20 protein-coding genes are annotated in these 26,223 nt (G+C 67.8%); 17 read left to right on the forward strand and 3 right to left on the reverse strand.

From position 1 onward, the window contains the following. Positions 1-141: 141 nt before the first annotated feature. Together IT779_RS22140 and IT779_RS22145 are read left to right on the forward strand one after the other, a co-directional pair. The gene (locus IT779_RS22140) at positions 142-891 is read left to right on the forward strand and encodes a hypothetical protein (RefSeq protein WP_196151308.1); all 750 of its coding nucleotides are present in this window, start codon (positions 142-144) and stop codon (positions 889-891) included. 98 nt (positions 892-989) lie between these two features. After that, on the forward strand, positions 990-1,790 hold the full coding sequence (locus IT779_RS22145; protein WP_196151461.1) for an HAD family hydrolase: 801 nt from the start codon (positions 990-992) through the stop codon (positions 1,788-1,790). A gap of 310 nt (positions 1,791-2,100) precedes the next feature. On the opposite strand, the gene IT779_RS22150 is transcribed toward IT779_RS22145, so the two are convergent. After that, entirely contained in the window at positions 2,101-4,146 is a 2,046-nt protein-coding gene (locus tag IT779_RS22150) for an N-acetylmuramoyl-L-alanine amidase (RefSeq protein ID WP_198428796.1), read from the reverse strand. Positions 4,147-4,401: 255 nt separating this feature from the next. Here IT779_RS22150 and IT779_RS22155 point away from each other — a divergent pair, with 255 nt between their 5' ends. From IT779_RS22155 to IT779_RS22170, 3 genes are all read left to right on the forward strand, one after another. Beyond that, positions 4,402-6,264 (forward strand): SpoIID/LytB domain-containing protein, encoded by a 1,863-nt coding sequence (locus IT779_RS22155; protein WP_232541973.1) that lies wholly within the window; start codon positions 4,402-4,404, stop codon positions 6,262-6,264. Positions 6,265-6,371: 107 nt separating this feature from the next. Further along, the gene (locus tag IT779_RS22165) at positions 6,372-7,142 is read left to right on the forward strand and encodes a MerR family transcriptional regulator (RefSeq protein WP_196151309.1); all 771 of its coding nucleotides are present in this window, start codon (positions 6,372-6,374) and stop codon (positions 7,140-7,142) included. A 364-nt stretch (positions 7,143-7,506) separates the two neighbouring features. Continuing rightward, on the forward strand, positions 7,507-8,010 hold the full coding sequence (locus tag IT779_RS22170; RefSeq protein WP_196151310.1) for a hypothetical protein: 504 nt from the start codon (positions 7,507-7,509) through the stop codon (positions 8,008-8,010). Between the two features lie 274 nt (positions 8,011-8,284). Here the strand turns inward: IT779_RS22170 and IT779_RS22175 are convergent, their stop codons facing one another. Next, a complete protein-coding gene (locus IT779_RS22175; protein ID WP_196151311.1) occupies positions 8,285-8,911 on the reverse strand; it encodes a TetR/AcrR family transcriptional regulator in 627 nt (208 codons plus the stop codon). A gap of 107 nt (positions 8,912-9,018) precedes the next feature. Here IT779_RS22175 and IT779_RS22180 point away from each other — a divergent pair, with 107 nt between their 5' ends. Continuing rightward, positions 9,019-9,759: an SDR family NAD(P)-dependent oxidoreductase gene (locus tag IT779_RS22180; RefSeq protein ID WP_196151312.1), complete on the forward strand. Its 741-nt coding sequence runs from the start codon at positions 9,019-9,021 to the stop codon at positions 9,757-9,759. Position 9,760: 1 nt separating this feature from the next. Here the strand turns inward: IT779_RS22180 and IT779_RS22185 are convergent, their stop codons facing one another. Continuing rightward, positions 9,761-10,981 carry a hypothetical protein gene (locus IT779_RS22185; RefSeq protein ID WP_196151313.1) on the reverse strand — a complete coding sequence of 407 codons (1,221 nt, stop codon included), beginning with the start codon at positions 10,979-10,981 and terminating at the stop codon, positions 9,761-9,763. 414 nt (positions 10,982-11,395) lie between these two features. Here IT779_RS22185 and glf point away from each other — a divergent pair, with 414 nt between their 5' ends. The 11 genes from glf to IT779_RS22240 all read left to right on the forward strand — a co-directional run bounded on the left by glf (position 11,396) and on the right by IT779_RS22240 (position 26,150). Next, positions 11,396-12,622 carry a UDP-galactopyranose mutase gene (glf, locus tag IT779_RS22190; protein ID WP_196151314.1) on the forward strand — a complete coding sequence of 409 codons (1,227 nt, stop codon included), beginning with the start codon at positions 11,396-11,398 and terminating at the stop codon, positions 12,620-12,622. Positions 12,623-12,651: 29 nt separating this feature from the next. Continuing rightward, positions 12,652-14,556 (forward strand): glycosyltransferase, encoded by a 1,905-nt coding sequence (locus IT779_RS22195; RefSeq protein WP_196151462.1) that lies wholly within the window; start codon positions 12,652-12,654, stop codon positions 14,554-14,556. Positions 14,557-14,630: 74 nt separating this feature from the next. Then, positions 14,631-15,200 carry a phosphatase PAP2 family protein gene (locus IT779_RS22200; RefSeq protein WP_196151463.1) on the forward strand — a complete coding sequence of 190 codons (570 nt, stop codon included), beginning with the start codon at positions 14,631-14,633 and terminating at the stop codon, positions 15,198-15,200. 79 nt (positions 15,201-15,279) lie between these two features. Beyond that, entirely contained in the window at positions 15,280-16,212 is a 933-nt protein-coding gene (locus tag IT779_RS22205; RefSeq protein WP_196151315.1) for a decaprenyl-phosphate phosphoribosyltransferase, read from the forward strand. A 4-nt stretch (positions 16,213-16,216) separates the two neighbouring features. Next, entirely contained in the window at positions 16,217-18,154 is a 1,938-nt protein-coding gene (gene zomB, locus IT779_RS22210; RefSeq protein ID WP_232541974.1) for a flagellar motor control protein ZomB, read from the forward strand. 244 nt (positions 18,155-18,398) lie between these two features. Continuing rightward, the gene (locus tag IT779_RS22215; protein WP_196151316.1) at positions 18,399-19,484 is read left to right on the forward strand and encodes an alpha/beta hydrolase; all 1,086 of its coding nucleotides are present in this window, start codon (positions 18,399-18,401) and stop codon (positions 19,482-19,484) included. Between the two features lie 281 nt (positions 19,485-19,765). Continuing rightward, on the forward strand, positions 19,766-20,812 hold the full coding sequence (locus IT779_RS22220) for an alpha/beta hydrolase (RefSeq protein WP_196151317.1): 1,047 nt from the start codon (positions 19,766-19,768) through the stop codon (positions 20,810-20,812). Positions 20,813-21,293: 481 nt separating this feature from the next. After that, entirely contained in the window at positions 21,294-22,325 is a 1,032-nt protein-coding gene (locus IT779_RS22225) for an alpha/beta hydrolase (protein WP_196151318.1), read from the forward strand. A gap of 334 nt (positions 22,326-22,659) precedes the next feature. Continuing rightward, positions 22,660-24,459: an alpha/beta hydrolase-fold protein gene (locus IT779_RS22230; RefSeq protein WP_196151465.1), complete on the forward strand. Its 1,800-nt coding sequence runs from the start codon at positions 22,660-22,662 to the stop codon at positions 24,457-24,459. Positions 24,460-24,918: 459 nt separating this feature from the next. Further along, a complete protein-coding gene (locus IT779_RS37935) occupies positions 24,919-25,170 on the forward strand; it encodes a DUF732 domain-containing protein (protein WP_232541976.1) in 252 nt (83 codons plus the stop codon). A 17-nt stretch (positions 25,171-25,187) separates the two neighbouring features. Further along, positions 25,188-26,150 (forward strand): cutinase family protein, encoded by a 963-nt coding sequence (locus tag IT779_RS22240; RefSeq protein WP_332838910.1) that lies wholly within the window; start codon positions 25,188-25,190, stop codon positions 26,148-26,150. The last annotated feature ends 73 nt before the right edge of the window (positions 26,151-26,223 follow it).

Genomic DNA, 26,223 nt, shown 5'->3' on the forward strand with positions numbered 1-26,223 from the left:
CGGGCCAGCGGCGGGTAATAGGCTCCGATCATAGGTATGGGTCGAGGTGTCGCGCATGCCACACGCGTCACGGCATGTCCGCCACCTCGCTTATCCTTTGCCTACAGCGCCGGGCCGAGTCGGCGTGGGAGGGGGCAAACCATGGCGTATCCGCAGTATCCCGGTGCCTACGACCCGTATCCGCAGGGGCACGTCTCCGCACCGAGTGGCGCCACCGCGATCACCGCGGGTGTGCTCGCGGTGCTCGGCTGTGTGGCGAGCCTGATCGGCGGCAGTGTCAGCCTGTACTTCGGATTATCCGAATTCGGTTCGGAACTCTCCGATTACGACGACACCGGACTGCTCGGCAACGACACCTATTACACGATCGTCGTGGCCACCGGCGCTGTCGGTATCATCATCGCGTTCCTGCTCGGCATCGGTTCGGTGCTGCTGTTCAACCGGAAGTCCTCCGGCCGCACGCTGGTCGTGCTCGGCAGCGCGGCCACGGTGCTCAGCCAGATCGTGAGCGTCGGCTACGTGATGTCGCAGCTCGGTTCGTTCGGCGCGACCGGCGGGGGCATGGTCACCAGCGGTACTCCCGGAGTGATCGGCGTGGTGTTCCCGATCGTGACCTCGATACTCGCGCTGGTGCCGCCGACCTCGCGGTGGCTGGCGCATCGGCCGTCCTCGGTGGGCGGATACCCGCCGTCCGGCTTCGTGCCGGGTGGTCAGCCGCCGGGATACGGGTACCCGCAGGCAGGCTATCCGCAACCGGGTTACCCGCAGCAGGGATATCCACAGGCTGCTCCCGTATATCCGGTCGCCGCGCCGACGCCCTATCCCGCGGCCGATTACACGCCCGCGCCGGTTTCGCAGGACGGCTCGTGGCAGCGTCCGCAAGGCTGGTGACGGCGCGCGAATCCGACGGCGCGGCGGTTGCGATCGCGTCGGCGGGAATTTCCGGCAGGATGGAATAGGTGACTCACCTGCACCTGCCCAAGCCGAGAATGGTTGCCACCGACGTCGACGGCACCCTGATCGACCACGACGAGCGGGTGACCGCACGCACCAAGGCCGCGGTCACGGCCCTGATCTCCGACGGCGTGCCGTTCGTGCTCGCCACCGGCCGCCCACCGCGCTGGATCGACCCGGTGGTCGACGGCCTCGGCTACGCGCCGCTGTGCGTCTGCGGCAACGGCGCGGTCATCTACGACAGCGCCACCGACAAGGTGCTGGCGAGCCACACCCTCGACGTGTCAACCCTGGCCTGGCTCGCCGACCTCGCCGAACGCGTACTGCCCGGCTGCGGCCTCGCCGCCGAACGCGTCGGCGCCACCGCCCACGACGCGGTGACACCGCAGTTCGTGAGCTCACCGGAATACGAACACGCCTGGCTCAATCCCGACGACACGGCCGTGGCCCGCCACGAGGTCATCGACGCGCCCGCGATCAAGATGCTGATCCGCCTGCCCGGCGCGAACAGCGGCGATATGCGCGCACTGCTCGCCCCGTTCGTCGACGGCCGCGCCGACATCACCTACTCCACCGACCACGGCCTGATCGAACTGTCCGCCCCCGGCGTCAGCAAGGCATCCGGGCTCGCCGCCGTCGCCCAGCGGCTCGGCGTGGAACATTCCGGGGTGGTCGCCTTCGGCGACATGCCCAACGATGTCCCGATGCTGACCATGGTCGGCCACGGCGTCGCGATGGCGAACGCGCACGCCGAGGCCCTCGCCGCCGCCGACGAGATCACCGGCCCCAACTCCGACGACGGCGTCGCCCAGATCCTGGAGCGCTGGTGGTCCTGAAGCGCGTCGCCCCACCGAGACGAGCGTCGATACGATCGGCGCGACCATCGGGCGGGTCGTTACCGGCGGTGCCGCCTCGACGCGCGTTCGGCGGTGTGGCCGGGCCTGCCGAAACGGCAGCGGCAGGAGTACCAGCTGCGGGCGACGAGGTGGTCACCGCGTGCCATGGCGACGGCTGACATCGGCATCGTGGGGCCGGGCGCCCCGTCTCGGTGGTCGAGTGCGGTCGCGGGCAGGGGTTGCCCTGGGGCGTAGCCGGGGTGTTGGGCCTGCTCGGCCGTGCGCTCGAGCCGCTCGGTAGCGGGGCCTGCTATTCGTGCGTCGGCGGGGTGATCGGTGTGGGCCGTGGTGAGGTGACCGGTGGGGTGATCGACGTGCGTGCTGTCGGGCCTACATGTGCGGGTGGCGGCGTTGGGGTGGTGGCGGGGTCGCGGCGCATTTCCTGCTGGTAGGTCTCGTTGTAGGTTTTCCAGACCGTGGTCACGACGCCGGTGAGTTGGTTGAGGATCAGTGAGCCGTGCTGGAAGTCGGCGCGCACGCCGTCCGGTACCGGGTAGGCGTCGCTGAGCGGGAGGCCGAGTATGCCGCTGTCGGCGCCCATGTTCAGGAAGCGCTGCAGGATTTCGCCGACCACCTCGACGGTGCGGCCGTCGGGGGTCGAGTAGACGTAGCCGTTGGCGAATTTGGCGAACTGGGCGCCACTTGCCGCAGGCAGCGGTTCGGATATCGCCGCGCCGAGCGGTCCGTCCGGTCCGCCCTTGTTCGACCAGTGCCTCGCGATGACATTGTCGTCGACCATTTCCAGCAGCCGGGCGGTGAGCGCGGCGAGTGCGGCCAGGTCGGCTTGCGAACGTCCCGGACTCGGCCTGCCCGGCGTGCCCGCCGCGATATCGCGGATGCGGTCCATGAGTTCGTAGGCGGCGTCGCCGGGGCAGGTGGTGTTGCCGACGTCGCGGTGCGCGAACACGATCGGCAGGTCGACGGATTCGCCCTGCGCGTACGGGGTGAACTCCGTGCCTTCCGAATACATGGTGGTGTGGCCCCTCGGGTCGAGTCCGGCGACGCGTGTGCGCCAGCCGACGAACGCGCCGACCGCGTTCACGGCCGCGTCCGATGGCGTCTCCGTCTCGTGGTTGCCCATCAGCGCCACGCCCGCGGTGTTCTCGTTGAACCCGCCCGCGTGCGCGCCCTGCACCGGCCGGTCGAGTCCGCCCGCGCGGCCCTCGAAGATCTGGCCGTACTTGTCGACCAGGGCGTTGTAGCCGATGTCGCACCAGCCGAGAGTGCGCGCGTGATAGGTGTAGATCGCCCGCACGATGCCCGCGGATTCGGCCTTGCCGTAGTCGTTGCGGCCCGCGGTGTGGTGCACGGTGACGCCGCCGAGCGCGTCGTCGTAGGTGGGGTCCTCGCAGCGCAGCGATTCGTCGGCGCCCCACTGCGCGCGGGTGATCACGCCTGGCCCGCCGCCGGGCAGTGCGCCCGCCACATCGTTGAGCGCGCCGTCGATGGCGCCGCGACCCGGGTCGATGAGGATGGCGGTGAGGTCGGTCACCACGGGCGCCGGGTCGCCCGCGCGGGCCGGGGGCTGTTCGAGCGGATCGGGACCGGGGACCGCGCCGGGTGCGGGCGGCGCCTTCGGTGCGGAGGCGGCGTCCTTGCGGGTGACGAGGATCTGCACGGAGTTGGTGTTGCCGACGTAGATCGGTTCGGTGCCCGAGGTCCGGTCGGCGGCCACGTGGTCGTCACGGCGGGTGTCGACGGGTTCGGTTTGGTACCAGGGTCCCCAGCCGCCGTCGGGTTGGCGCGCCCGCACCATGGCCGTGGTGTTCGCGAGTTCCCGCGCGGTGAGCGCGACCACGCTGAACGGCGTGTCCCGCGACAGCTGTTTGACTTGCGCGCCGACCTGTCCGAGCAGTTCCGCCGGTACCGCGCCGGGTGTCAGCGCCGGTGTGTCGGGGGTGGTGCCGGGTTCGAGGTCGGCCGGGTCGGAGACGAAGCGGAGGCCGCCGGATCGGGGCGCTGAACTGGTTTGTCCCGGTTGTTCGGTGGTTGGGGACGGCGCCGGGCCCGGAGGTGATGGGGGGTGGTCCGGCAGCACGCGCAGGTCGGAGAGGCGGAGGTCCGGCAGGTCGAGTCCGGTGAGGTCGCGGACCGGGAGGGTGATCTCGGGGGCCGAGTCGAGGACGACCTCGGCGAGTTGCGCGGGCACCGCTGCGAGTTCGCTGTTGGCCACCGATGGGTAGCCGGTCGAGTCGCCGAGGGTGAGCGTCGCGAGCGGAGCCGCTACCGCAAGTGAGGTGACCATCGGAAGTACGTAGGAATATTTCGGTTTGCGGTACGGCACGAGCGTCTCCATTCGGGTCGAACCATGAACAGATGCAAATTTTCGAGGCTTGCTTCCTGACGCATCAAAGACCACACTAGTTGTCAATTATCACATATCTAAACCTCTAGTTGAGGCTTATGCGATAACTCGAATGTAGCTCTCGGATTGCGGTCGGAGGGGCGACATGCCGACGGCGGCCGGATGCGATCCGATCACGGAAACCGGTGCGGGTGAACGGAACTGCGCGCGCACCCCCGAAGTCGACCAATCCTGAGGGAGCCCTGAATGCAGCGCGGAATTCGTATCGGGAACAGGGGCGCGACGAGTGTGCGACGGCCGGTGCCCGCGCGGTCGATCACCATCGCCATCGGCGCCGCCACGGTCGTCGTAGCGGCGGTCGCGGTATGCGACACGCCGAGCGACACGCCGTATCGAGTGCTCGCCGGTCCCGGTCACGGGCGCGGCCTCAGCCAGCACGGCGCATTCGACAGCGCGCAGCGCGGCGACACCGCCGAGAAGATACTCGCGCACTACTACCCCGGCGCGACCCTCGGCACGGTCGGCCCGACCACGATCGGGGTGCGGCTCACCGAACAGGACGACGCTACCCTCGACGTATACGCCGATGCGGGCCTGCGAGTGGCCGGTCGCGAGGTCGGGCGCGGTCAGGCCGTGCACCTCACCGCACTGCCCGACGGCGGCGCCAACGTCGTGGTCACCATCGGCTGCGACGGCGACGTGCAATGGCAGGGCTCCACGCGCGACCCATGGGTGTACCCCCTCCACCCCGCTCCGGGTCGCCCGTCCGCCGAACACCTCACCCTGTGCGGTGGCACCGCCTACCGAGGCGCACTCGGCCTGGCATCGGAAGACGGCGCGGCGCGCACCGTCAACCGCGTGCACATCGAGGACTACCTACTCGGCCTCGTCCCCGCCGAAGTCCAGGCCAACTGGGTCGACAAGGGCGCCCGCGAGGCCCTGCGCGCCCAAGCCATCGCAGCGCGCTCCTACGCCATCGCCGAACAGCGCTACCCCTACGCCCAGACCTGCGACACCACCGACTGCCAGGTCTACCCCGGCACCGCAGCCGAAGACCCGCGCGCCGCCGAAGCGGTCGCGAGCACCGCGGGCACGGTCCTGCTGCGCGACGGCCGAATCCTGCGCGCCGAATACTCGGCGGCCCCCGACGGAGGCGCCCCGGCCGACATCCAGACCTTCGAAGTCGGCCCGACACCCGCCGAACTGAGCGTTGGACGCATCCCCACCGATCCGCGGGTGGACACCTCGGCCGCGCTCCCGAACTCCGAGCCCCAGGGGAATTCGGCGACCGTTCCCGGTGGTGTCGGCGCGGGTACGCCCGGTGAGCCGAGGCAGGCGGCTGTGCCGGGTGGTGCAAGTCCGGCAGGCGCGCCAGGTTCGGTCCCGGCGGGTGTGCCCGGTGGCGCGGCCGGTGTGCCCGGTGGTGCGAGTCCGGCGAGTGCGCCAGGTTCGGTTCCGGTTGGTGCGCCCGGTGGTGCTAGTCCGGCGGGTGTGCCCGGCGGCGCGGCCGGTGCGCCGGGTGGTGTGAGTCCGGTGGGTGTGCCGGGTGGTGTGAGTCCGGCGAGTGCGCCAGGTTCGGTTCCGGCGGGTGTGCCCGGTGGTGCGGCGGGTGTGCCCGGCGGCGCGGCCGGTGTGCCGGGTGGGATGAGTTCGGCGGGTGTGCCAGGTTCGGTTCCAGCCGGTGTGCCCGGTGGTGTGAGTCCGGGGGGTGTGCCCGGCGTCGAATCGGCGATCGATTCGGAATACCGGCGTATCGGAGGTGCGGGCAGTGCGGTGGGTGCCCCGCTCGGTCCCGAGATGCGACTACCGGAGGAAGCGGGCACGTATCGCCTGTTCACCAATGGCGTCATCATCGCCACGCCGAGCCTGGGCGCGCAGGTGGTCGACTTCACTACGTTGATGCAGATGGTTCCTGAGGCGAATGTCCCGGACCCAGACGCCGCGAGCGCGCCGAATCCGAACGGCGAAACTTATTCGGGCGGTGCTGATTCGGGCGGTGCCGATCTGGGACTTCCGGTGCCGGAGGATCACGTACCGCCGGACAATCGAGAGCTTTCCGAGAGCGCGGAGACGTCGGAATCGGAAGGGGAGGGACCGGACTCGTTCTGATGGTGTGCCCGAGATCGGAAGTCGGCGTCGAATCAGCGGGTTGACCTTGACGTAGCGTCAACTTGCAGACTGGTTTCACCGACGAGAGAAGGAAGGGACCGGGTCGAATGACAGCGGGCACCCGGCGGGGCGAATGGTCCATCCAGGATCTGGCGAAGGTGGCCGGTACCACCAGCCGGACGTTGCGCCACTACGGGCAACTCGGGCTGTTGCCGCCCAGCCGGATCGGCGCCAACGGGTACCGCTATTACGACCAGGATTCCCTCGTGCGGTTGCAGCGGATCCTGCTGCTGCGAGAACTCGGCCTCGGCCTCCCGGCCATCGGCGAAGTCCTCGCGGGCCAGCGCGACACCGCGACCGCACTGCGCGCGCACCTGGGTTTGCTCTTGCAAGAACAGGACCGGATCCGACGCCGGATCGAGTCGGTGCGAACCACATTGCACAAGACGGAAAGAGGTGAACGACTCGTGGCAGCGGAAGTCTTCGACGGATTCGACCATACGAAGTACAAGGACGAGGTGATCGAACGGTGGGGCGAGGATGCCTACACCAGCGGTGACCGCTGGTGGCGCGCGATGTCCGAGGACGACAAGCGACGCTTCCAGCAGACCCAACTGGACATCGCCGCTGACTTCGGCCGCGCGCACGCCGACGGCCTCGCGCCCGACAGCGCCGCCGTGCAGGCCATCGTGGCCAGGCACAAGGAGTGGATCGGCGTCGGCTGGCAGGGCCGCCAGGTGGTGAAGGAGGCATTCATCGGACTCGGTGAGATGTACGTCGCCGACCCGCGTTTCGGCCGGAACTACGACGTACACGGCACGGGCACAGCCGAATTCGTCCGCGACGCCATGCGCGTCTACGCCGAGGCGAACCTGTGAGAACCAGCGTCCGGTAGATCACACCGTGCCCGCGTACCGACCCGGTACGCGGGCGCGGTCGGGTTGGTGGGGTGCTGGGGCGGTCGAGGTTCGGCATGGTGTGCGGGTCGGGTGGACTCGGCAGGGTGAGACGCGGTCGGGATCTACCTGGCGTGAGGTGTTCGGCATAGCACGGTGTGTGCGGTCCGGATCGGTTCCGCTCGGTGCGGTGCGGTGCGGTGCGGTGCGGTGCGGTGCGGTGTGGTGGTGTGCGGTGTGGTGGTGTGCGGTGTGGTGGTGTGCGTTGCGGGTCTCGCGGAGCGCATTGCGCATACTTGAGGGGTTCGGCTCGCGGGGTGCGCGGCGCCAGGAGGGACACGCGGTGGTGTACGGGAATTCCGTGGCGGGGCAGCGGGCGGGTGGGGCCGTCGCCACCACCACGATCGTTCTCGCGTCGACGGGCGCGGTGTTGAATCTGATCGGCGCGCTGCGGCTCGGCTTCGACTTCTACGACGATCCGGGACGTTTCGACAATTCGCTCGCGGTCATCGCGGTTCTCGGCGGTCTGCTGCTCGCGGCCGTGCTCGTCTACGGTTCGGTGTTGATCCACCGGGGCGAGGAGGCGGGCCGCTACGTGGTGCTGGTCGCCGCGGGCGCATGGGCGACGATCGCGGTGATCGGCCTGCTCGCCGCGCTCATCGGCTACAGCTCCGACTACGGGGTGCACTGGTTCGCCGACGCGAGCCGCGTGGCCGAGACCTTGTTCGCGACCTGCGGCCTCCCCGGCACCGTCACCGCACTGATCGAAGGCGATTGGGCCGCCAACGCCGCGGCCGCCGCACTCCCGACTCTGACCGCCATGACCGCGATACCTCGCTCCCGCAATTGAACTGCCGCGCGCGCTCGGCGGTGTGGGCACCTACCGGATCCCTCGTGCACTGACCCGCCATGACCGCGATTCCGCGGATTCGACCTGCCGTGTGTTGTCGGGGCTGGCCCCGATGTCGTGTGGATCCGACCTGCCGTGTGTTCTCGGCGCTGGCCCCGATGTCGTGTGGATCCGACCTGCCGTGTGTTCTCGGCGCTGATCCCGATATCGCGCGAACCGACCTGCCGTGTAGCCCCGACAGTGGCCGGGTTCGAACCGGACAGGCAAGCGAGGTCTAGTCGCGCAGGGCGCGCATGAGTTGGTCCTCGGTGATGGGCGGGGCGGGTAGCGGGTGGGCGGCCGAGGCGCGCAGTCCGTCGAGGACGAGGGCGAGGTTGCGGCGCCAGGCGTCGGGGGCGATGTGGGCGGTGGCCTCGACTATGCGGATGTGCGACCAGCTGATGAAGGCGATGTCCTCGAGCACCCAGTCGGGTCGCAGCACGCCGGCGTCCTTGGCGCGGGTGATGATCTGGCGCATGAGGCCGTGGCCGTATTCCCTGGCGCGGGCGAACGCGGCGCTCGGCGCGGTGCGCAGCGCGAGGTCGCCGAGGAGTCGGTCGCTCGCTTGGAGTTCGCACACTTTCACGACCATGTAGACGAAGGAATCCCACGGGTCGTCGATGGCCAGCGCTGCCTCGGCGACTCGTGAACCGGCTTCGACGCGGTCTTCGACGGCGGCGGCGATGAGGTCGTCGCGGGTGGGGAAGCGGTTGTAGAGGGTGCCGATGGCGACGCCCGCGCGCGCGGCGATCTCTTTGAGCGGCGCGTCGAGTCCGCGTTCGAGGAACACTTCGCGGGCCGCGGCGACGAGGGCGTCGCGGTTGCGCTTGGCGTCGCTGCGCAACGGCTTGTCCTCGGGCATGGGCTGAATCCTACAAATCCGGGAGTCGAACTAACTTGAGCATGGGTTCAACTTCCATTATCGTCGGAGCTAACTTGAACCTATGCTCAACTTAGTGAGGTAGCACCATGTCGAAGACGCTCGCGATCTTCGGATTCGGTCCAGGACTCGCCCTCGGCGCCGCGCGGCGGTTCGGCCGCGAGGGATTCCGGATCGCCGCCATCGGACGCGCCCCGTCGGCGTCGCTGATCGAGGAACTCACCGCGGCGGGGATCACCGCCGAAGCCTTCACCGCCGACCTCACCCGCGAGGCCGAACTGCTGCGCGCCACACATGCGATCACCGACCGATTCGGCCGGATCGATGTCGCCGTGCACACCGCGGCCGCCGATATGTCGGCGCGCTCCGCCTCCACCCTCGACATCGATGTCGACGCCCTGCGCGCCCCGCTCGAACTCAAGCTCTACTCGCCGATCTGGATGACCCGCGCGCTCGCGCCCGCGATGATCGAACGCGGCGAAGGCACGCTGCTGTACTCCTCGGGCCTGTCCGAACAGCACCTGCAGCCGTACCTGGCCAACTTCGGCGTCGTCATGGCCGCCCAGCGGGCCTACATCCGCCAGCTCGACGCCGAATTGCGCGGCACCGGAGTCCATGTCGGACTGCTCAATGTCGGCGTGCTGATCGGTGGGAGCAAGGCCCAGCAGATCATCGACGCGAACCCGGAGCTGATCCCGCCCGGCCTCGAGATCAACCGCCTGTCCAATGACGAACTGGCCGAACAGTATTGGCGCATGTACACCGACCGTGACCGGGCCGAACGCGATATCGGCTTCGACATCGAACCCGATATCGCCTACGCCGACTGACTCAGGCGCCGCACATCGACTGAATGACGCCCTTCACGATCGGTGCGCCGTAGGTGGTCGGCGCGAACAGCAGGGTCTGCGCGATCGAGATCGGCGTGGTGACCGTCGCGGCGATCCCGGTGGAACCGGCGACGGTGGTGCCCGCGGTGATGAGCAGGCTGGTCACGTCGAGGCCGAGGGTGGTCAGGTCGAGCGCGTTCTCCACCTCGACCTCCGACAGCGGTACGGTCTCGAGCGCCCGGCCCTCGTATATCCCGAATCCGAGGTTGGTCAGGAAGGTCACCGGACCGTAGTCGAGCGCGTCGACCAGCGGCCCGAGTTCCTCGGTGCGCCGCGGCAGCGCCATCCGCGCCACCCGGTTCTCGGCCAGGAAGGCCCGCACCGAATCGGCGCTCGCGCGCAGTGCCGCGCGATCCAGCGGCAGGTCGGACCGGTCGAGATAGTCCCTGGTTCGCTCGACCAGCTCGTGCGTCGTCAGGTCCGCGACGGGCGTGCAGGAGCCGTCGGCACGGACCAGGCTGTTCGCCAGGTCGCGCACCTGGTCGGGAACGGCGACCGGCGCCACGACCACTTCGTCGAGATCGAGCGGCCGGTAGGCGTTGGGCGCGGCGCACCGGCTCGCGAGGTTGTCCTGCACGAGCCGGGCCAGCGACTTGACGCCGGTGAAGACCGCGCCGACCAGTGGTTTGAGCACGAATCCGACGGTCGGCACCATCGCGGCGGCCAGCTGGGCGGGGATCTTCACCAAGCGGGTGGCGAGGATGAACACCTCGACGACGTCGTTCACGGTCAGCCGCGACGCCGGGACGGTCTGATCGATGCGGCCGGTGCGCACCGCGTCGAGCCCGTTCACCAGGTACGTGACGATCGGGTCGTCGAGGAATTCCGTGCGCTCGTTGACGGCGCCGGGATGTACGGGCAGCCCGTCGCGGTGCACGCGCAGGTTCGACAGCGCGAGCCGGACCTGCTCGACCTCGCGGTCGTAGCCCGCTACCTGCTCGGCCGGGACGAGCGCGCGCAGGGCGGTGGCCGTGATGCCGATGATGTCGTCGAAGGTGGGCGCCGCGCCGACGCAGAGTTCGCCCGCGTCGGCGATCGGCGCGCCTGCCACGGTGTCGCGGTCGGCCGCCCGTGCCGTCACGGGTGTGACCGCGGTGACGCCGAGTGTGCCGGACAGCACGAATGCGCCGATGAGCGGGACGAGGGCGCGGGGGATCCGCATGGCGAGCCTCCGGGGGCGGTCGATCGTTGGTGCGGCGCCGGACCAACGCGGTGAGGGGTTTCGACTGAACTGGACGACCGTTCAGTTAGGAGGCAATCACATCCTGCCCCGATTTCCGGGGGGTGGAAGTCCAGAAGAACTCTGGAAGAACATGCGGTGCCGAACCGCGCGAGCGCCCCGCCGTCACCACGGGCACGCACAGGCCCGCTCGAGCGCTGCGTGCGAGGGATGTCAACGGCGCACCGCTGACATGGCCACCGCCCGCGACGGGCATAGGCGCTGCGCCCGGCGCAAATCCATCGGAACGGACAAGATCGAATTATCGGCGCCCGATTTCGAGGTGTGCCCTTATCACGCCCGCGGTCCGGAACTCTCCGGTGGTCGCGCGGCGGACTTCCGATACGCTGGGCCACCGTGACCGCCGCATCGTCTCCGGGTACCTCCGTCAACTCCAACGCACCGTTCGATCTGATCATCGTCGGCTCGGGCTTCTTCGGGCTCACCATCGCCGAGCGCGCCGCCACCCTGCTGGGTAAACGGGTGCTGGTGCTAGATCGCCGCTATCACATCGGCGGCAACGCCTATTCGGAGCCGGAGCCGCAGACCGGTATCGAGATCCACAAATACGGTGCGCATCTTTTCCACACCTCGAATAAGCGCGTGTGGGATTACGTCACACAGTTCACCTCGTTCACCGGATATCAGCATCGCGTTTTCGCCATGCACAAGGGTCAGGCGTACCAGTTCCCGATGGGGCTCGGCCTGGTCTCGCAATTCTTCGGTCGGTACTTCACGCCCGAGGAAGCGCGCGCGCTGATCGCCGAGCAGTCCGCCGAGATCGAGACCAAGGACGCGCAGAACCTCGAGGAGAAGGCGATCTCGCTGATCGGGCGCCCGCTCTACGAGGCGTTCGTGCGCGATTACACCGCCAAGCAGTGGCAGACCGACCCGAAGGAACTGCCCGCGGGCAACATCACCCGGCTCCCGGTCCGCTACACCTTCGACAACCGCTACTTCAACGACACCTACGAGGGTCTGCCCGCCGAGGGCTACACGAAGTGGCTGGAGAACATGGCCGCCTCCGACCTCATCGAGGTGCGCCTGGACACCGACTGGTTCGACGTGCGCGAGCAGGTGCGCGCCGAGAGTCCGGACGCCCCGGTCGTCTACACCGGCCCGCTGGACCGCTACTTCGACTTCTCGGAGGGCGAACTCGGCTGGCGCACCATCGATTTCGAGACCGAAGTGCTCGAAACCGGTGATTTCCAGGGCACTTCGGTGATGAACTACAACGACGCCGACGTCCCGTACACCCGCATCATCGAGCCGCGCCACTTCCACCCCGAGCGCGACTACCCGAAGGACAAGACGGTCGTCATGCGCGAGTTCTCGCGCTTCGCCCAGACCGGCGACGAACCGTACTACCCGATCAACACCCCGGAGGACCGGGCCAAACTGCTCGCCTACCGCGACCGCGCCAAGCAGGAAACCGCTTCGGCCAAGGTGCTTTTCGGCGGTCGCCTCGGCACCTACCAGTACCTCGACATGCACATGGCGATCGGATCGGCGCTGAACATGTTCGACAACGTGCTGCGCCCGCACTTCGAGACCGGCGCCTCCCTCGTGGACGAGGAGGCGTAGTCGTGGCCGCTCCTTCGACGGTGGAACAGATGACCAGCCAGACCCGCGCGACCTCGCTACTACAGCGCGTGATCCTGCCGAGGCCGGGCGAACCGCTCGACGTGCGCACCCTCTACCTGGAGGAATCGCCCACCAACGCGCGCCGTTCGCATGCGAGCACCCGCACCGAACTGTCCATCGGCGCGGAATCCGAAGTCTCGTTCTGCACCTACTTCAACGCGCTGCCCGCCAGCTACTGGCGACGCTGGAGCGTGCTGGAATCGGTGGTGCTGCGGCTGGAACTGGCGGGTCACGGTCGCGTCGACCTGTACCGTTCCAAAGCCGACGGCTCCCGAATCCACGTGCGCGGCGCGGAATTCGCGGTCGAATCCGGCGCCGATTCGGTGACCGTGGAATTCGAGACCGATCTCGCCCCGTTCGAGGACGGCGGCTGGATCTGGTTCGACATCACCACCGACACCGCGGTCACCCTGCTGCACGGCGGCTGGTACGCGCCCATCGAGGCGCCGCGCCCCGGCACGATCGCGGTCGGCATGCCCACCTTCAACCGTCCGACCGACCTGGTCAAGACCTTGGCCGCGCTCGGTTCCGACCCGCTGGTGCTGGAGAAGATCGCGGCGGTGATCGTCGCCGATCAGGGCAACCGCAAGGTCGTGGACGAGCCCGGATTCACCGAGGCCGCGGCCGCGCTCGGCGATCGGCTCACCATTCGGAATCAGCCCAATCTCGGGGGTTCCGGCGGTTACAGCCGGGTCATGTACGAGGCGCTGAAGACCACCGACGCCGACTACATCGTCTACATGGACGACGACATCGAGATCGAACCCGATTCGATCCTGCGCGCGCTGGCCTTCTCGCGATTCGCGCAATCGCCGCTGCTGGTCGGCGGACAGATGCTGAACCTGCAGGAACGTTCGCATCTGCATTCCATGGGCGAGGTCGTCGACCGCGGCATCTTCATGTGGACCTCGGCGCCGAATGTCGAATACGACCACGACTTCTCGAAGTATCCGCTCAAGGACCGCGACAATTCGAAACTGCTGCACCGGCGCATCGATGTCGACTTCAACGGCTGGTGGACCTGCGTGATTCCGCGCGCCGTCGCCGAGGAGATCGGTCAGCCGCTGCCGCTGTTCCTGAAATGGGACGACGTCGAATACGGCCTGCGCGCCCGCGAACACGGGTATCCGACGGTGACGCTGCCCGGCGCAGCGGTGTGGCACATGGCGTGGAGCGACAAGGACGACGCCATCGACTGGCAGGCGTATTTCCACCTGCGCAACCGACTCGTCGTCTCGACGCTGCACCTGCCGGGCAACGGTCGGCCGATGGTGGTGAACACCGTCAAGGCGACCCTGAAACACCTGCTCTGCCTGGAATACTCGACGGTCGCGATCCAGAATCTGGCGATCCGCGACTTCCTGGCCGGTCCGGAACGGCTGTTCCAACTGCTGCCGAGCGCGCTCGGGGCGGTGCACGATATGCGCAAGCAGTTCCCGGACGCGGTGATCCTGCCGTCCTCCACGGAATTGCCGCTGGCGAGCCATATCGATGTCGGCGCGGTGGGCGAACCGGGTAATCCGATCGCCAAGATCACCCGGCTGGTCAAGGGCGTCGTACACAATTTCAAGCCCGCGCGGAGCAGGCACCACGAGACGCCCCAGCTCAACGTGCCGACCCTGGACGCGCGCTGGTTCCTGCTCTCGCAGGTCGACGGCGTGACCGTGACCACCGCCGACGGGCGCGGCGTGGTCTACCGCAAGCGCGATCCGCGTCAGGCGCTCGGACTGTTCACCGAGGCGATGCGTTTGCGCAAGGAACTGGCCGCACGCTATCCCGAGATGCGTCAGCGCTATCGCGCCGCCCATCCGCAACTCACCAGCACCGCCGCCTGGGAACAGGTCTTCGGCATCGAAGGAACAGACAAGCAGTGAGCACGGAAACCGACTACACCGGCGAGGAGCCCGCGGCCGCCGCCGCGCCGAGCGCCAACGGACACGGCGGGCCGGTGTCGGCGTTCGCCGAACCCGCCGCCAAGCCGCCCGAGGTGGCGATCATCAACGCGGTCCAGGCCACTATCGGCGCCCGTCCCGAGATCGTGCGCGCCGCGCGCGGCATGTCGCACTTCGGCGAGCACGCGCTCGGCTGGATCGGCATCGCCGCCGCGGGCTGGCTGGTCGACAAGCCGCGCCGCGCGCAGTGGGCGGGGGTCGCGGTCGGCGCGGTCGGCGCGCACGCGGCGTCGATCGTCATCAAACGCGTGGTCAGGCGCCCGCGGCCGAACGATCCCTCGGTGCGGATCAATGTCGGCACGCCGAGCAAACTGAGCTTCCCGTCCTCGCACGCCACCTCCACAACGGCGGCTGCGGTGTTGCTCGGCAGACTGACCGGGCTACCCTTGCCTGCGGTGCTCGTGCCGCCGATGCTGCTCTCCCGAGTCGTGCTCGGGGTGCACTACCCCTCCGACGTGCTCGCCGGATCCGCGCTCGGCGCCGCGTCGGCCGGTGTCGTGCTGGCCGCCGAGAAACGACGCGAGCGGCGCGGCGAACGACATGAGCGGCGCGGCCGCGGGAGGTAACTCGAGTGAGGCGCACAGTGCACCGGGACCGTCGAACATTGGATACACAGTGACCGCACAAGAAAAGGCCATGGTTGACATGAGTGAAGATCCGACCGGCGCTGACCTTGCCGAGGCCGCCGTGAAGGGTCCGCCCAAGTCGCTGGCAGGCGGGCTGATCAAGGCCGTCCGGCCGCGGCAGTGGGTCAAGAACGTCCTTGTCCTTGCCGCGCCGCTGGCCGCGGGTCCCGATGTGCTGAGCGATGTCTCGGTGCTCTGGCACGTGGCCATCGCCTTCGTGGTGTTCTGCATGGCGGCCTCCGGCATCTACCTGGTCAACGACTCGATGGACGTCGAGGCCGACCGGGCGCATCCGACCAAGCGGTTCCGCCCGATCGCCGCGGGCGTGGTCCCGGTGAACCTGGCCTACATCCTCGCGGTGGTCCTGCTCACGGGCGCGATCGGCATCTCGTTCCTCGCGTCCTGGCAGCTCGCCGTTGTGATGGCCGTCTACATCGGCATCCAGCTCGCGTACTGCTTCGGTCTCAAGCACCAGGCCGTGCTCGACATCTGCATCGTGTCCTCCGGCTTCCTGTTGCGCGCGGTCGCGGGCGGCGCGGCGGCCGATATCAGCCTGTCGCAGTGGTTCCTGCTGATCATGGCCTTCGGCTCGCTGTTCATGGCCGCGGGCAAGCGCTACGCCGAACTCCAGATCGCCCTCGGCACCGGCGCTAAGATCCGCAAGTCGCTGGAGTACTACACACCCACCTACCTGCGCTTCGTGTGGATGCTCGCCGCGACGGCGGTGGTGGTGTTCTACGGGCTGTGGGCCTTCGAACAAGGTGAGTTGAACGACACAAGCGCTTATGCGGTGTCGATGATTCCGTTTACCATCGCAATCCTGCGTTACGCGGTCGACGTCGATGGCGGCGAGGCCGGTGAACCCGAAGAGATCGCGCTGGGGGATCGCGTCCTCCAGTTCCTCGCAATCGCCTGGATCGGAGCGGTAGGTGTCGCTGTCTATCTCACCTGACGAGATGCTGGTAGAGGGAGTGGAGCGAACTGAAGACGATGCCGAGCTACCCGCCCGTTCCGGGGCGGGTGCGGTGTCGCGGTTCGCGCCGCTGTCCCGAGCCATCTTCGTCGGTGGGACGGCACTGACCGTCGCGCTGTTCGCGATCGGCGGCTGGCAGCGGCGCTGGATCGCCGACGACGGCCTGATCGTGCTGCGCACCGTCCGCAATCTGATGGCGGGCAACGGTCCCGTCTTCAACGCGGGGGAGCGGGTCGAGACCAACACCAGCACCGCGTGGACCTACATCGTGTGGTTCTTCAGTTGGCTCACCGAATTGCGGCTGGAGTACGTGGTGCTCGCGGTCGCGATGGTGTTGTCGCTGGCCGCGATGGTCTTCGCGATGCTCGGCGCGTCCCGGCTGTGGGGCGGCCCGCGCTCGGCCCTGCTGCTGCCCGCGGGCGCGCTGGTCTACATCGCGGTGCCGCCCGCGCGCGACTACGTCACCTCCGGGCTGGAGAGCGGCCTCGTCATCTGCTGGCTCGGCCTGCTGTGGTGGCAGCTGATGCGGTGGGCGCGCGCCGAACGCGTCGGTGTCGCCGGACTTTTCGGCCTCGTGTTCCTGGCGGGCCTCGCACCGCTGATCCGCCCGGAGATGACGCTGGTCGGCGCGCTGGCGCTGCTGATGATCTTCCTGGCGCCGATGCCGCGATTCCGCTTCGGCCCCAGCGCTTTGCGGTTGCTGATCGTGGCGGTGGCGGGTCTGCTGCCGATGGGCTACCAGATCTGGCGGATGGGCTATTACGGTCTGCCGTATCCGAATACCGCCGTCGCCAAGGACGCGGGCGGGGCCAAGTGGGGTCAGGGCCTCACCTACCTGTGGGATCTGGTCGGCCCCTACTACCTTGTGGTGCCGCTGCTCGTGTTGCTGCTCGCCGGTGTGACCGCGGGTCGCGCGGGCGGCGCGTTCACCCGTTCGGCGCCAGGCGAATCCGAGCCGGGCGTGCGCGCGCGGCTCGACCGGTGGCGCGTCCGGCTTCGCACCCCCGCCGCGGTCGTCGCGCTCGTCCTCGTCAGCGGTGCCGTGCTCACCGTGTACGCGGTGCGGGTCGGCGGCGACTTCATGCACGGGCGCATGCTGCTGCCCCAGCTGTTCCTGTTCCTGCTTCCGGTCGCGGTACTTCCGGTGCGGCTGCCCGAACGCGGCACGCGCGGAATCGATCCCGCGTTCGCGATCGTGGTCGCGGCCTGGGCGGCCACCGCCGGGTGGGCGCTGTTCGCGGCCAACACCACCGCGATCACCACCGGCACCAAGATCAGCGCGTCCGGCATTGTCGACGAGCGCATCTACTACGTGCTCAACACCGGGCACGATCACCCGATCCGGGCCGAGGACTACCTCGACTACCCGCGAATCAGGGCCATGGTCAACGACATCACCGCGACACCCGACGGCGGCGTGCTGCTGAATTCGCCCTCGTACATGTTCTGGTACGTCGCGCCGCCGCCCGCGCCGATCCCGGCCGACGGGGTAGGCCACACCGTCTACTTCCTCAACCTGGGCATGACCAGCATGAACGTCCCGCTCGAGGTGCGCGTCATCGACCAGATGGGCCTGGCCTATCCGCTGGCCGCGCACACCGAGCGGCTCACCGACGGACGCATCGGCCACGACAAGAGCCTGTACCCGGACTGGGTGATCGTCGAATCGGGCATGGTCGACCGCAAGCCGTGGATGCCGTGGTACCTCGACGAGGACTGGGTCGCCCAGGCCAGGGTCGCCCTGACCTGCCCCGATACCCAGGCGCTCATGGTCTCCTACCGGGAGCCGCTCACCTTCGAGCGCTGGCGGCACAACCTCCGCAACGCGCTGCACTTCGCCGAGTACCGGATCGACCGGGTGCCCAAGTACGAACTCCAGCGTTGCGGCCTTGTCGATCCGATTCCGCAGCCGCCGCGCTGAGCGCGTGCCGCGCTGTGCACACCGGTCCCGGTAGAGTGCTGCTGACCCGATGGGCCCGACGGCCGCATTGGACATGCTCCACAATGTGGGGCATACCGCTTTGTCTCGGTTTGATAACGCACCTGCATCGATGGCAGGTTAGTCTCGGTCGGGGTTCTCCCGTCGGGGCGTCGTGTGTGCATGGCGGGCCGACGGGTCACCGTCGAACGCGGCCGAATAACGGTCGACTAAAGGAGCGAACTAGATGCGAGGCGTTATCGGGCGTAGGGCTCAGGTCGGTCGTCCGAGATCTCGAAGAGTAGGCAGCTGGCTCAAGCGGGCGATGCTGGTGTCGATGGCGGTCGTGCTGCCGCTCGGAGCGTCGGTGGCGGGCGGGAGTGGCGCGGCGTCCGCGGCGTTCACCCCGGAAGCCTTCGACTTCTGGGTGGATTCCAGCATGGGGCCGATCAAGTCGCGGATCCTGCGCGCGGCCGACGGCAACACCAGCCGTGTGGTCTACGCGCTGGACGGCATGCGCGCGCGTGGCGACCTGAACGGCTGGGAGAACGACACCGATGTCGCGCGCGAGCTGGCCAAGTGGAATATCAACGTCGTCATGCCGGTGGGCGGGCCGTCCAGCTTCTACGCGGACTGGAACGCGCCGAGTAACTTCTTCGGCATCCCCACCGGTTCCGGTCCGTCCGGATCCTCGTCGGGTTCGGCGCTGACGGGCTCCTCCGGCTGGCAGGAGACCCTCGGCAAGACCAACACCTACAAGTGGGAGACGTTCCTCACCCAGAACCTGCGCAGCGCGCTGCGGGACCGTCTCGGCTTCAGCACGGTCCGCAACGGCGTGTTCGGTCTGTCCATGGGCGGCAGCGCCGCGCTCACGCTGGCCGCGTACCACCCCGAGCAGTTCAGTTTCGCGGGCTCCTACTCCGGCTACCTGAACATCTCGGCGCCGGGTATGCGCGAGGCGCTGCGCGTGGCGATGATCAGCGCGGGCGGCTACAACATCGACGCGATGGCGCCGCCGTGGGGTCCGCAGTGGCTGCGCATGGACCCGTTCGTCTTCGCCCCGATGCTCAAGGCCAACAACACCCGCCTGTGGGTGGCCGCGGGCAGCGGCATCCCCGGGCCGGGTGACGGCACCGACCCGCTCGGCATCGTGCAGGGCACCCCGCTCGAGGTGCTCGCCATGGTGAACACCCGCGCCTTCCAGGTGCGGATGGCTTCGCTCGGCGCCAACAACGTCACCTACAGCTTCCCCAACGTCGGCATCCACAACTGGCGGAACTGGGCCAACGAGGTCTACCGCATGATCCCGGATCTGTCGGCCAATATCGGCTGACCGCCCGGTACGACGCGTTCTCGGAAACCGCTCGGCGCTTCGGCGCCGGGCGGTTTCGTCGTTGTCGGGCGGCTTCGGATACTTGTGGCTTGTACCACTTTCCAGCAACATAGAGACGTCCGTTGCCGATTGATACTCGGAAAGCATGTGCACTGTTCGGAATGTCCGATTCCCTGCGGATGTGCGATCGGTGCGCCCTATCGGAGGGCCATGGCAGTAGCTTCACATTTGCTGTTGGCCGTCCCGAAGAAAGGTCGAATCGAATGCGGAGCTCGAGTCGAATGCGAAACACCGGCTGGACGCGCGGGTCGGCCGGCAGAAGCCGCTGGGTCGGGCGGCTGGCCGCCGCGGCGGCGCTGGCGCTGCTCGCCCCGCTCGGCATAACCGGACACGGCGCGACCGCATCGGCCGCCCTCGACCCCGGCGCCTTCGACTTCTGGGTCGACTCGGGTATGGGTCCGATCAAGACCAGGATCCTGCGCGCCGCCGACGGCAACACCGATCGCGTCGTCTACGTCCTCGACGGCATGCGCGCCCCCGAAACCCTCAACGGGTGGGAGATCGAGACCAATGTTCCGCGCGTGCTCGCCGATTGGAATATCAACGTGGTCATGCCCGTCGGCGGCATGTCCAGTTTCTACGCGGACTGGAACGCACCCAGTGAATTCTTCGGCATTCCGGCGGGCAGCGGGTCGAGCACCGGTTCCGGCGGGCTGAACGGATTCGCGGCCGGGCCCGGCAAGAGTTACCGCTACCAGTGGGAGAGCTTTCTGGTCAACGACCTGCGCGCCGCGCTGCGGGACCGCCTCGGTTTCTCCTCGTATCGCAACGGCGTGTTCGGTCTGTCCATGGGCGGCAGTGCCGCGCTCACGCTGGCCGCATACCATCCCGACCAGTTCAGTTTCGCGGGCGCGTATTCCGGCTACCTCAACATCTCCGCGCCCGGCATGCGCGAGGCGATCCGGGTGGCGATGCTGGACGCGGGCGGCTACAACGTGGACGCGATGGCGCCGCCGTGGGGTCCGCAGTGGCTGCGCATGGACCCGTTCGTCTTCGCGCCGAACCTGGTCCGCAACGGCACCCGCCTGTGGGTCGCCGCCGCGAGCGGCCTGCCGACCTCGAACGACCCCCCGAGTTTCACCACCCTCAACGGGATGGCGTTGGAGGCGCTCGCGCTGGCCAACACCCGCGCCTTCCAGGTCAGGATGGCCACCCTGGGCGGCGGCAACGTCGTCTACGATTTCCCGGCCTTCGGCATCCACGCGTGGAGCAACTGGCAGGACGAGGCGTATCGCATGATCCCCGACCTGTCGGCGAATATCGGCTGACCGCGAGACGGCATTTCGGCGTCCATTCGACGGCGGCGCGGCGCCCTATCGGGCCGTGCCGCATTTCACACCGACGAATTCCGGTACCGCGGTTCGTATTCGGGGTGTCGAATAGTCCGGCGTCACGAACCGGTACGGTCGGTATCGCCGCGCTTCGCCGTGTGTGCGATCTCGTCCCCGCGTGTTAACGAATTCGCCGTCCGGGACGACATCTCGGGATGAACGCGATAGGGTCTCCGCACCATCACAGATTGTGCGCGGGCGGATTTCGGCCACCGGAGATGTCTCGACCTTGCTAAGGATTCGGGCGTCGAATATCCTCCTGCGAGCGTAAGTGTGACCACATCGTTGTAGCGCTGCCATACGAACCGGCGAGTCGGGGTCCGGTTCGACTGTGGCGTGCGTCTCGTTGGCGACACGGGTGTTGCCCTGCCCGCACGGGTGCGGGTGAGGCCACAACAGCAGAAAGAGAGCAGCATTCATGCGTTTCGGCAGGGCCGCCGCGCCGAGGAGAGTCAAGTCGGGCCGGCGAGGCGCACCTCGTGGTTGGCGCCATCGAATTCTTGCTGTCGGTGCCGCCGCGTTGGCGCTACCGATCGCGGGTGCACTGGCGGCCCCGACCGCCGCCGTAGCCGCCCCCGCCCCGGTGCTGCGCGCACCCGCGGGCGGCTACGAGGAACTGATGGTTCCCTCGGGTATGGGGCCGATCAAGGTCCAGGTCCAGTGGGCCTCGCGCGGCGGCAGCGCCGCGCTTTACCTGCTCGACGGGCTGCGCGCTCGCGACGACCGCAACGCGTGGTCCTTCGAGACCAACGCCATGCAGCAGTTCGCCAACGACAACATCACGCTGGTGATGCCGGTCGGCGGCCAGTCCAGCTTCTACACCGACTGGGTATCGCCGAGTAACACCAACGGCCAGAAGACCACCTACAAGTGGGAGACCTTCCTCACCCAGGAACTCCCGAACTTCCTCGCGAACTACGGCGTCTCCAAGACCAACAACGCCGTCGCGGGCCTGTCCATGGGTGGCAGCGCCGCCCTCGCGCTGGCCGCTTACCACCGCGACCAGTTCAAGCAGGCCTCCGCCTTCTCCGGCTACCTGAACATCTCGGCGCCGGGTATGCGCGAGGCCATCCGCGTCGCCATGCTGGACGCGGGACGCTTCAACGTCGACTCCATGGCTGCGCCGTGGAGCCCGCAGTGGCTGCGCATGGACCCGTTCGTCTTCGCGCCGCAGCTCAAGGGCCTGCCGATGTACATCTCGGCGGCCAGCGGCCTGCCGGGGCAGTTCGATCGCCCGAACTCGCCGGTCGGCGTGTTCAACACCAGCAACGCGATGGCCCTCGAGGCTCTGTCGCTGGTCAACACCCGCGCGTTCCAGGTCCGCCTGAACTCGCTCGGCATCCCGGCGTTCTTCGACTTCCCGGCTTCGGGCACGCACTCCTGGAAGTACTGGGAAGGCCAGCTCTTCAACGCGCGCAAGGGCATCCTGGACGCCACCGGCGCCTGGTGATCTCGTAGCGTTCGTCGATCGACGGCGCCACCCCCTCGGTTCGAGGGTGGTGGCGCCGTTTTCGTTGTCGCGGGCGGTGAATGGCGCACGGCGGCAAACACTTTGCCGACCTCCGATAGCTGAATGGGTGCTGAATCGTCGCTGGAGTGGCAGATCTATTCGGCGAACCGGACATCATCGCATGTGAGAGCGGTGAATAACGGCTGAATTCTGATTAGCTCACCGTCCGCGAGTCCTACCGGGAACACGCGGGGCGTCGCGGTACAAAGCATCGGTGGCAGGGAAGACGTTCGGACCGGGGAGACGGAGTCGGCGCGGCGCACGGGCGACCCGGATGCGGCTCGGCGCGCTGGCCGCCGCGCTGTTGCTGCCGTTCACCGCGGCCGCTCCCGCCCCCGCGCAGCCGACCGCGACACCGGCGGAGGCGTCCGTGCAGAAAGCGGTGTGGTTCGGCGACCGCAGGGTCGCGCTGTGGGTGCAGTCGCCGTCGATGGCGACGCCCGTGCAGATCCAACTGCTGCTCGCCCGCGACTGGAACGCCCGCCCCGACGCGCGTTTCCCGGTGCTGTACATGCTCGACGGGCTGCGGGCCACCGACGACGAGAACGGGTGGACCAAAGACGCGGGAGCGCAGGACTTCTACGCGGACAAGAACGTCACCGTGGTGCTGCCCATCGGTGGGCAGTCCAGTTTCTACTCCGACTGGATCCAGCCCGACAACGGGCGGACCTACATGTGGGAGACGTTTCTCACCAAGGAGCTGCCGCCGCTGCTGGAGAACCAGTGGCGTGCCACCGACACGCGCGGGATCGCCGGGCTGTCCATGGGGGGTACCGCCGCGATGTTCCTGGCGGCCCGCAATCCCGGATTCGCCCGCTATGCGGCGTCCTATTCGGGGTTTCTCACCACGACGACGCTCGGCATGCCGCAGGCCATCGAATTCGCCATGCGTGACGCGGGGGGCTACCACTCCGCCGCCATGTGGGGGCCGCCGACGAATCCGCTGTGGGAGGCGCACGATCCGTACGCGTTGGCGGAGAAACTGAAAGGGGTCAGTCTCTACATCTCCAGCGGGAGCGGGGCGACCGGGCGTCACGATCAGACCGCGGGGATACCTGGAATCAGCACCAATTACGCGGGGATGGGTTTGGAGATTCTGTCTCGGCTCACCTCGCAGAACTTCGTCACCAAACTGACCGAACTGGCCATTCCCGCTCAGGTCAACTACCGGCCGTCCGGTACTCATACATGGCCGTACTGGGATTTCGAGATGCGGCAATCGTGGGCGCAGGCGGCGTCGGCGCTCGGTGCCGAGCAGGGCAAACCCGCGTGTGAACTCGGTGGCGCCATCGGGGACACCGCTGCCGCCAACGCTTGGCTGGGGGACTGCCTCACCACCGAATACCCGGTCGCAGGCGGCCTGGCTCAAGACTTTCGCCACGGTCGAGTGTTCTACTCCCAGGCTGCGGGCGCGAATCCGGTCGGTGGGCCGGTCGGCGGTGGTTATCAGGCTGCGCTGGGGCCTGCGGGTGCGCTCGGTCTGCCCGTCGGCGTCGAACAAGCGCTTCCTGACGGTCGGGGTCGGTTCCAGGCGTTTCAGAACGGGGCTCTGTACTGGACGCCCCAGACCGGTGCTCAGGTGGTGCGTGGTGCGATACAGGAGGAATGGGGTCGGCAAGGTTTCGAACGGGGACCCGCGGGTTATCCCGTCGCTCCGGAAGCTCGGACTCCCGGTAAGGACGGGGTCGTTCAGGCGTTCGAAGGCGGGCCGTTCTACTACAGCCAGAAAACCGGTGCGCATCGGGTGCAGGGGCTGATTCTCGGCAAATACGCTGAGCTGGGGTATGAGAACGGTTGGTTGGGGTTTCCCGCGGCCGAAGAAGCTCCCTTGAAGGATCTCGGGCGGATCGGTGTGTTCGAAGGCGGCAACGTCTACTGGAGTCCTCTTTCCGGTGCTTGGACTGTTCGGAGTGGGCCGGTCATGGATGTGTGGAGAGAGCAGGGGTACGAGAACGGCAAGCTGGGGTATCCCGTGTCGGATGAGTTCGCTATCCCCGGGGGGAGTCAGCAGAACTTTCAGACCGGCTTCATCACCATTCGGGACAGTAAGGCGGAGACTCACGGGCTTCCGTGAGGGTGGGTGCGGGTGGTGGGGCCGAGTTTGTCGGGCTCGCTTCTGACGGGGGTGGGTGGGTTTGGGGGGAGGCGTTCGGGGGATTGCTGAAGGGGCCGGGAAACCTCTGGTCCGAGCATCGGCGTCTGCGCCCGCGGCTAGGCTGGGGGCTGACCTGACCCCGAGTAACCAGATCGAGGACACGATTTCATGTATCGGACCTGTGGAAAGGTTCTAGGCGTCGCTGCTGTTCTTGCCGCGACTGGTCTGCTCAGCGCTTGTGGTGACAACGATTCGACTGCCTCGAGTACGCCGACGTTGAGCACCACCGCTTCGTCCGCGGTGTCGGCGCCGTCGACTCCGTCCGCGTCCGCGCCTGCGTCGTCCTCGCTTCCGCAGCCTGAGCCGCCGCCGTCCCAGGAGACGACTCCTGAGCGTCCGGCGCCCGCTCCTGCGCCGTCTCAGCAGGACACTTCCAGTTTGGCCGACAAGGATCGCAAGTTCTTGGACTCGTTGAAGGCGCAGGGGATCAATCCGGCCAGTCCGGATATCGCTTTGAGTATCGGCGCCTATGTCTGTCAGGGGGTTGCGGCGGGGGCGTCGGAGGCCGACTTGTCCACGTTCGTGAATGCCATGGCCGGGTCGGATCCGTCGTTCGATCCGGCGAAGATGCCGGTGGAGCAGGCGGGGAAGATCTATATCGATACGGCTAAGCAGACGTACTGCCAGTGAGTGCGCGTCGCGGTTCCGTGTCCCGCCGGTCTCGGCCCGCGGGGTGTCTTTCGCTGCTCGGGGGACTCGCGCTGGTGGCGGTGATCGTGGTGGCTGCTTGGTACATGTTGGCGGGGTGTGGGCGGACGCCCAAGCCGCCCAAGCCGCCGGAGCAGCCGACTTCGCAGCCCGCGTGGTGTCCCGATGTGCAGATGATCTCGGTGCCAGGGACGTGGGAGTCGGGTAGCGGGGACGATCCTTATAACCCGTCGGCGAATCCGGCGTCGTTGATGTTGAACGTGTCGCGTCCGATTCAGCAGCGATTTCCGTCGGAGCGGGTGGATGTGTACACGGTGCCGTATGTGGCGCAGTTCTCGAATCCGGTGGCGATTCCGCCGGACGGGCAGCAGTCGTACAACAACAGCCGGTCCGAGGGAACGGAGCGGATGATCGATTTCATGGCACTGCGTGCCAAGGATTGTCCGTTGACTACCTACGTGCTGGCAGGCTTCTCGCAGGGCGCGGTGATCGCCGGTGACGTGGCGAGCATGATCGGCGCCGACAAGGGGCCTGTCGCGGCGAAGTCGGTGCTCGGTGTCGCGTTGATCGCCGATGGTCGGCGTACCGGTGACACCGGCGCGGGTGAGGCCACCCAGATCGGGCCCGTGCCCGGCGGTGTCGGCGCGGAGATCGCGTTGACCGGTGTGAAGGTGCCGGGGATCACGATGACGGGAGCGCGTCCCGGCGGTTTCGGCTCGTTGGCCGACCGTACGTTCAGTATTTGCGCGCCGAGTGATCTGATCTGCGATTCGCCACGTCAGGCGTTGAGTCCGGTGAATTTCGTCGGCAGTGTTCTGACCTTGGTGCGGGCGGTGGGCAATCCGGTGCACGCGCTGTACAACGGCTTCGTCGTGGACGGGAACGGAACGACTTCGACGGCGTGGATGGCGGCGTGGGCCGCCGATCTGATCGAGGCCGCGCCGCATCCCGCGCATTCATGAGGTCTCACAGTCGTGACCGGGAGGACCGGTGTTTAGGCATCGCGTGCCGTGACATCCGTACTCTGGTTGGCTC

Source organism: Nocardia bovistercoris (genome assembly GCF_015674855.1).
Taxonomy (GTDB): Bacteria; Actinomycetota; Actinomycetes; order Mycobacteriales; family Mycobacteriaceae; genus Nocardia; species Nocardia bovistercoris.

Bases quoted from the DNA above. Each gene is read 5' to 3' on its own strand.
- IT779_RS22140 (WP_196151308.1), top strand. From the start codon at position 142: ATGGCGTATCCGCAGTATCCCGGTGCCTACGACCCGTATCCGCAGGGG.
- IT779_RS22145 (WP_196151461.1), top strand. From the start codon at position 990: ATGGTTGCCACCGACGTCGACGGCACCCTGATCGACCACGACGAGCGG.
- IT779_RS22150 (WP_198428796.1), bottom strand. From the start codon at position 4,146: ATGGAGACGCTCGTGCCGTACCGCAAACCGAAATATTCCTACGTACTT.
- IT779_RS22155 (WP_232541973.1), top strand. From the start codon at position 4,402: ATGCAGCGCGGAATTCGTATCGGGAACAGGGGCGCGACGAGTGTGCGA.
- IT779_RS22165 (WP_196151309.1), top strand. From the start codon at position 6,372: ATGACAGCGGGCACCCGGCGGGGCGAATGGTCCATCCAGGATCTGGCG.
- IT779_RS22175 (WP_196151311.1), bottom strand. From the start codon at position 8,911: ATGCCCGAGGACAAGCCGTTGCGCAGCGACGCCAAGCGCAACCGCGAC.
- IT779_RS22180 (WP_196151312.1), top strand. From the start codon at position 9,019: ATGTCGAAGACGCTCGCGATCTTCGGATTCGGTCCAGGACTCGCCCTC.
- IT779_RS22185 (WP_196151313.1), bottom strand. From the start codon at position 10,981: ATGCGGATCCCCCGCGCCCTCGTCCCGCTCATCGGCGCATTCGTGCTG.
- IT779_RS22195 (WP_196151462.1), top strand. From the start codon at position 12,652: ATGACCAGCCAGACCCGCGCGACCTCGCTACTACAGCGCGTGATCCTG.
- IT779_RS22205 (WP_196151315.1), top strand. From the start codon at position 15,280: ATGAGTGAAGATCCGACCGGCGCTGACCTTGCCGAGGCCGCCGTGAAG.
- zomB (WP_232541974.1), top strand. From the start codon at position 16,217: ATGCTGGTAGAGGGAGTGGAGCGAACTGAAGACGATGCCGAGCTACCC.
- IT779_RS22215 (WP_196151316.1), top strand. From the start codon at position 18,399: ATGCGAGGCGTTATCGGGCGTAGGGCTCAGGTCGGTCGTCCGAGATCT.
- IT779_RS22220 (WP_196151317.1), top strand. From the start codon at position 19,766: ATGCGAAACACCGGCTGGACGCGCGGGTCGGCCGGCAGAAGCCGCTGG.
- IT779_RS22225 (WP_196151318.1), top strand. From the start codon at position 21,294: ATGCGTTTCGGCAGGGCCGCCGCGCCGAGGAGAGTCAAGTCGGGCCGG.
- IT779_RS22230 (WP_196151465.1), top strand. From the start codon at position 22,660: ATGCGGCTCGGCGCGCTGGCCGCCGCGCTGTTGCTGCCGTTCACCGCG.